5 protein-coding genes and 1 pseudogene are annotated in these 5,317 nt (G+C 70.2%); 2 read left to right on the plus strand and 4 right to left on the minus strand.

Annotated elements, in window-relative coordinates:
* The 3 genes from ACFQ87_RS44060 to ACFQ87_RS44070 all read right to left on the minus strand — a co-directional run.
* A partial coding sequence (locus ACFQ87_RS44060; protein WP_380616683.1) for a hypothetical protein occupies positions 1–301 on the minus strand: 301 nt, incomplete at its 3' end.
* 594 nt (positions 302–895) lie between these two features.
* Complete coding sequence (locus ACFQ87_RS44065; protein WP_380616684.1) at positions 896–1,498, minus strand: hypothetical protein; 603 nt, start codon at positions 1,496–1,498, stop codon at positions 896–898.
* A gap of 69 nt (positions 1,499–1,567) precedes the next feature.
* Complete coding sequence (locus tag ACFQ87_RS44070) at positions 1,568–2,221, minus strand: RICIN domain-containing protein (RefSeq protein ID WP_380616685.1); 654 nt, start codon at positions 2,219–2,221, stop codon at positions 1,568–1,570.
* Between the two features lie 900 nt (positions 2,222–3,121).
* Here ACFQ87_RS44070 and ACFQ87_RS44075 point away from each other — a divergent pair.
* Together ACFQ87_RS44075 and ACFQ87_RS44080 are read left to right on the plus strand one after the other, a co-directional pair.
* A complete protein-coding gene (locus tag ACFQ87_RS44075; protein WP_380616687.1) occupies positions 3,122–3,706 on the plus strand; it encodes a glycoside hydrolase family 26 protein in 585 nt (194 codons plus the stop codon).
* 921 nt (positions 3,707–4,627) lie between these two features.
* Positions 4,628–4,894: a hypothetical protein gene (locus ACFQ87_RS44080; RefSeq protein ID WP_380616686.1), complete on the plus strand. Its 267-nt coding sequence runs from the start codon at positions 4,628–4,630 to the stop codon at positions 4,892–4,894.
* Here the strand turns inward: ACFQ87_RS44080 and ACFQ87_RS44085 are convergent.
* Positions 4,895–5,122, minus strand: a pseudogene (locus tag ACFQ87_RS44085) (IS3 family transposase); the annotation flags it as partial.
* Positions 5,123–5,317: the final 195 nt, after the last annotated feature.

Here is a 5,317-nt window from a genome sequence, read left to right on the forward strand (position 1 = left end):
GAGTACGAACAGGCGTACTGGGCGCAACTGGAGCAAGCCCCACAGGCCGCTTGATCACACGATCGCGGACTCCACGAAATCCGGGGCAGCTCACTTCCCCCGCCTGCTTCTTCCATGACCCCGCCTGGCCGACGAACGTCGGCGAAAAGCTCGGGCACCACCGGCTCCCGACCATCACACTGTGCGGATGACCCTGTTCGACGCCGGACACTACGAGCCCGACGAGATGCTCGCGCACCCACGCCACCTGGCCATGCAGCCGGTCCTGACCGGGCTGATCGAGCAGCTGCGTGATGTCCACACCCCGGAGGACGGCTACGTCTTCCAGCAGGACCTGCTGACCCGGCTACTGGAAGTCGAGCAGCACCGTGCCGAGTTCAGGCGTGCCGCCGACCGGGCCCACAAGGGCAAGGGCGCCCACGCCGGCGCCCCGGAGCCGCAGTCCGGCCGAGACCCGGCCGACCCCGGCACCTGGGCGTTCGAGCGTGACCTGTGCGAACGTCTGGCCCGGCAGCTACGCACCATCGGGGACGCACTGGCCTGGAGGGCCTTCGGGTACCGCCGGCCGTTCATCCTCGCTCTGTCCCGCAACGACTCGCCGGGCCCGATGGTCGGTAAGGACGGCCTCAAGACCGAGCTCGACCGGGTCCACCAGGCCTGGAAGGAAGACGGCGCCTTCGCGCTCCTGCACGACCTGACGAACTGCCTGCGCATCGGCGACATCACCATATGGGACGACGCCACCGCGCCGCGCACCCTGGAGATCAAGACCAACCCCAACAAGATGAAGCGAGCACAGCGGGAGCGGATCCACACCGCCCGCAACGCCATCCTGAACGGCGGACCCCTGCCCGGCGGACGGCCCAGCGAGGCGCTGCACGACCTCGACCTGCCGCTACGCACGCATCTCGACATGCTGCGCGCCACGGCGGACCGCGCCCTCATGGAGGGAATCGCGGCCACCGAGGTCCCCGGCAGCCGCGCGCTGCTCCTGGCTGACCAAGCCGCCTGCTCCCGCCTGGGCATGACGGGCGAGCTGTTCACCGGGCGTCTCGGCGGGGCGCTCCATGCCGCGCGGATCCGAGCAGGGATCGCCGCGAACCGTGAGCAGCAGAACGTTTCCGCCACCAGCCTGGACTTCACCGCCCGCGATCCCCTTCGGGTGCCGTGGGCTTCCTACCCGCTCCACCCTGCCGTGTGCGCCCGGATCATCGGTGGTCGATGCGGGCGATGGCCTCGCGGCTGGGCGAACGGGACGCGGCCGGGGCGGCCCGTAGACCTGCAGGGCGTGTTCGGCGTGCCGACGGGCGTCCTCGGCCTGGCCGAGCCAGATGCAGGAGGTGGCCGGATAGGAGGTGAGGGCGTGGTCGGCCAGCGGCAGCGGGTCCATGCCGAAGCGGTGGGCGTTCTTGGCGGCGTGCAGGGAGGCGGTGAATCCGTTGAGAACAAGCGGTGCGGGCGACGCAGACACTCCCGCTGCGGGTCGCTCGGTGGGCACGGAGTGTGGGGCAGCAGCCGGGCCTCGTCCCGGCTGCTCCCCCAACGGGGCCTGCTCGGCGTCGCTCGGTCAGATACTGGTCAGGGACCACCAGTTCTTGGCGTCGTTGCTGTTGGTGTCCAGCACCACGACCTGGTCGGGCAGGTTCTGGTACGGCGTCATGGCCAGCCGCGTGGAGCGGTTGACGATCTTGTACAGGTTGGTGAACGGCGAGTGTTCCAGCGTCCACTGGAACTCGAAGCTGTCGTTGCAGCTGGCCTGGGTCACGTACGTCTTGCCGAAGTATGTGAAGGGGGCGGGCTTGAGGCACTTGCCGGTGGCGTTGTTGCGGATGAGGTAGTAGCCGCTCCCCGACCCCTCGAACGTCCACTGGTCGCCGCGGGTGGCGCTGTTCGAGGCGACCACCCAGATGTTGTCGTCGTGGTCGTCGCCGAATCCCCAGGGGAGAAGGTGGCCGCTGGTGGCGGAGTTGACGATGGTGATCGGGCTGAGCAGGTCGCCCGGCGCGGCGCTCGCGGGCACGACCAACGTGCCGAGCAGCGTGGTCATCAGGCCGAGCAGGACGGCCAGACGCGCCACGATGGTGCCGTGTCGCGGACGCCCGGCCGCAGAAGGGGCGAGAGTCGTGGGGGTGCTCTGCGCTCCGGGGTGTTCGGGGGAGGCGTCGGCGATGGACAGTCCGGCGGTCGTGCTGACGGCGCCCAGGGCGCGGTGGTTACGCACGGAAAGACCTCCTGCGATGTGTGTGGTCGAGGGACAGTAGAAGCCGCCCCGGAAAGCCTGGCGACACTTTCGGTAGTCGCTAATGTGCAGTGTGTGCCCCGTGTCCCCCAAGGGGGATCACCCCTTTGGCGGGCGTGCGAAGCATTTCCTGGAGCGCGCACACGAACGACCGGCAGGCGGGCCGATGGTGCGCCCGTACCCATCGGCTTCGGCCGCACCGTCGACGTCGTCGGCATCATCCAGCAGATCGGCCGCCACCCCTGGCAGGACGACGAGATCCCCACCGTCGTCCACCTGCGCCCGGAAGGCGGCGGCCGGAGATAGAGGTCCGCGTCGACGACCTCCGACCCGTTCCGCCCGGCTGACCATCCCGACACGACCACTGCGCGCCCTGGCCGTCACCCCCGGCGGCTGGGGCGCAGCTGTTGCCCCGGAGGCTGGTGATGGCCGGGCAGGTGGACGGTGGGTGGGTACGGCGGAGGAGACGGGATGTGGGCGGGCCACAGCGGCGGGGGAGCGGCGGGTGCGAGGAGGTGCACGAAGTCCTCCTCAGGCTGCTGGACGTTGTGGCCGTCGGCCGTCGGCCGACGGCCGACGCCGGTGCCGCCGCGGGCTGCTGCTCCTGGCTCCCCTGGCCGACGGTGTGCTGCGCCGTCCGGGCTGAGCTGGCGCTCCTGCGCCGGCGTCGGGGGAGGGACTTTCGTGGGCAGGACGTCGGAGGGCGCAGCAGGGGCCTGCAGCCTCGGTGGTGCGGGACGGTCCACCGGACCCTGCGTCGGCTCGGCCGTCCGAGCCGGCCCGGGTTGGGGGGCAACGCGGCTTTCGCCCTGACGTCGTCACCCTGGAGCGGCATGGCCAGCCGGGCTGCAGCTGCTGACGGCGAGCCAGGACTCCTACATCATCAGCACCGCCAAGACCCTGCGGGACGTCAGCGTACCGGTCGCCCTCAGCCTCGGCCACGAGATGAACGGCAGCTGGTACCCGTGGGGCACCAAGCAGTCGAACGCCGCTGACTTCGTGCGGGCCTGGCGGCATGTCCACGACGTGTTAAAGGACCAGGGCGTCTCCACCGTGATCTGGGTCTGGAGCCCGAACGTCATCAACCCGGTGCCGAACGTACTCCTCAAGCCCTACTGCCCCGGGGACGGCTACGTCGACCGGGTCGGCGTCGTCGGCTACTACGCGCTGACTGGAGCCCAGAACTTCAGCCAGCTGTTCGGTCCGACCTTCAGCCAGATCCGCACCTTCAGCTCGCGGCCCTTCCTGCTGGCCGAGACCGGCTCCCAACCGAGCCCGCGCAAGCCGACGCAGATCACCGAGCTGCTGAAGACGGTGGCGAACGAGCCGGGCGTGGTCGGTTTCATCTGGTTCGACCTGAACAAGGAGACCGACTGGCGGGTCGACAGCAGCCCGGACGCGTTGGCCGCCTTCCGTGCCGGCGCCGCGAACCCCGCGTACGACATCGACCTGACGGGCCTGAAATGACGATTCCCAGACCGGGGCCAATCCGGTTCCCGACGACGGTGCGAGCCCGACGCAGGGCAGAACGACCATCGGAACAACCCCTGTAGCGGCGGCCGACGCCACGGAGGGAGCTTCAGCCGCAGCGGCGGCCGATGCCGTGACGGGCGGGCCTGCCGCAGGGATGGCTGATGCCATGGCAGGTGTGTCCGCCGCAGCGACCGCCGGCACGCCGACCGGGGAGGGTTCCGGAGCACCCGCCGAGGCGACGGCTGCGAACGAACACTGGATCGACTGGTTCGCGCCGCCTGCTCGGCCCGGCTCCCGGCAGTCCCCACTGGCGGGCGCTCCGCACGCGCAGGCTAGCCCCGACGACCGGCCGGTGGGCCGCCGCCTGCGCGCCGAAGCCGCGTCCAGGCCCGCCTCAGTCCCCCAGGGAGACCCCTCGGAGCCGGACAACGCCTCGACGATGCCGTTGCGCATCCTGCGGCCCTTCACCAGCCACCCCTCTCCGGCGACAGCCCCTCTACACCGCCCTCGACCGCGCCGGCCTCCACACGCTGACCGACGACGACCACCAGGCCGTCCGCGACCTCACCCAAGGCCTCGGCCCCGCCACGCTGCGCCAGGTCATGAGCTGGCTGGAGCGCACCCGCACCGCGGCCCTCGCACTGCGCGGCACCGAGCAGACCGCGCCCGCCCGTGCGAGGGTGCGCCGCAGCCGGTTTTGACGGACCGCCCGCTCAGAGGCCAGCGCCGCCCCGCCAGGCCACCTGCCATCCGGCTGCGCTGAGGCCGTTGGCTCCGAGGGCTGTCAGGGGCGGGGCCCCGTTGCCGGTCCAAGGCGGGATTCGTGCTCTGCCCTTGCCGGCGGGCGGGCGCTACGTTGCTTCGGGGGTCTTCGCCACCGCGCCGTGGACCGGACGTACCACTCTTTGGGGGCCTGTGCCGCAGGATGTCGAGTTCGAGCTGCCGTTCGTGTTGCGGATAAGCCCGGATCTGGAGGGTGCGCGCCGCCGTAACCTCCTCTGGGTCCAGCAGCACCGTCTGGTCAGCGGCGACCGGGCCCTTGGCTGGTACCGTTCGTGGGACATGCCGCGGCTGGCCGCCTACGGCTTCCCTCACGCCCGGGGGCCGGAGCTGGACCTGTGCGCGGACACGATGGCGTTCTTCTTCGTCTTTGAGCTTCCCCCGCTGGGTGGGAGGTGCTGATTACCTGGTCAGGGCGGGTGTGGGTAGTTCGACGGCCACTGGTTCGGCCGTCGCCTGGTCGGCGTAGTACTTCGCCTCGTACTCGTCCGGGCTGAGCCAGCCGAGGCGCTTTTGGATGCGGCGGGTGTTGTAGAAGCCGTCGATGTAGGCGAACAGGGCGAGGTCGGCGTCGGTGCGGGTCGCGAAGGTCGTGCGGCGGACGCACTCGGTCTTCAACACACTCCAGAAGTTCTCCGCGAGGGCGTTGTCGAACGAGTCGCCCACGCTTCCCATGCTCGGCTCGATTCCCGCCTTCAGCAGGCGAGTTGTGAGCTTGATGGACGTGTATTGGGCGGTTTCAACTGATCGTCGCAACACCTCGATCCAGGAGGATGTTGTGGCTCAGGGAAGGGCGCGTGCAGCGCTGAAGGCGGGTCGTCCGCC

Origin of the sequence: Kitasatospora sp. NPDC056531 (genome assembly GCF_042794375.1) — a bacterium.
Lineage (GTDB): Bacteria > Actinomycetota > Actinomycetes > Streptomycetales > Streptomycetaceae > Kitasatospora.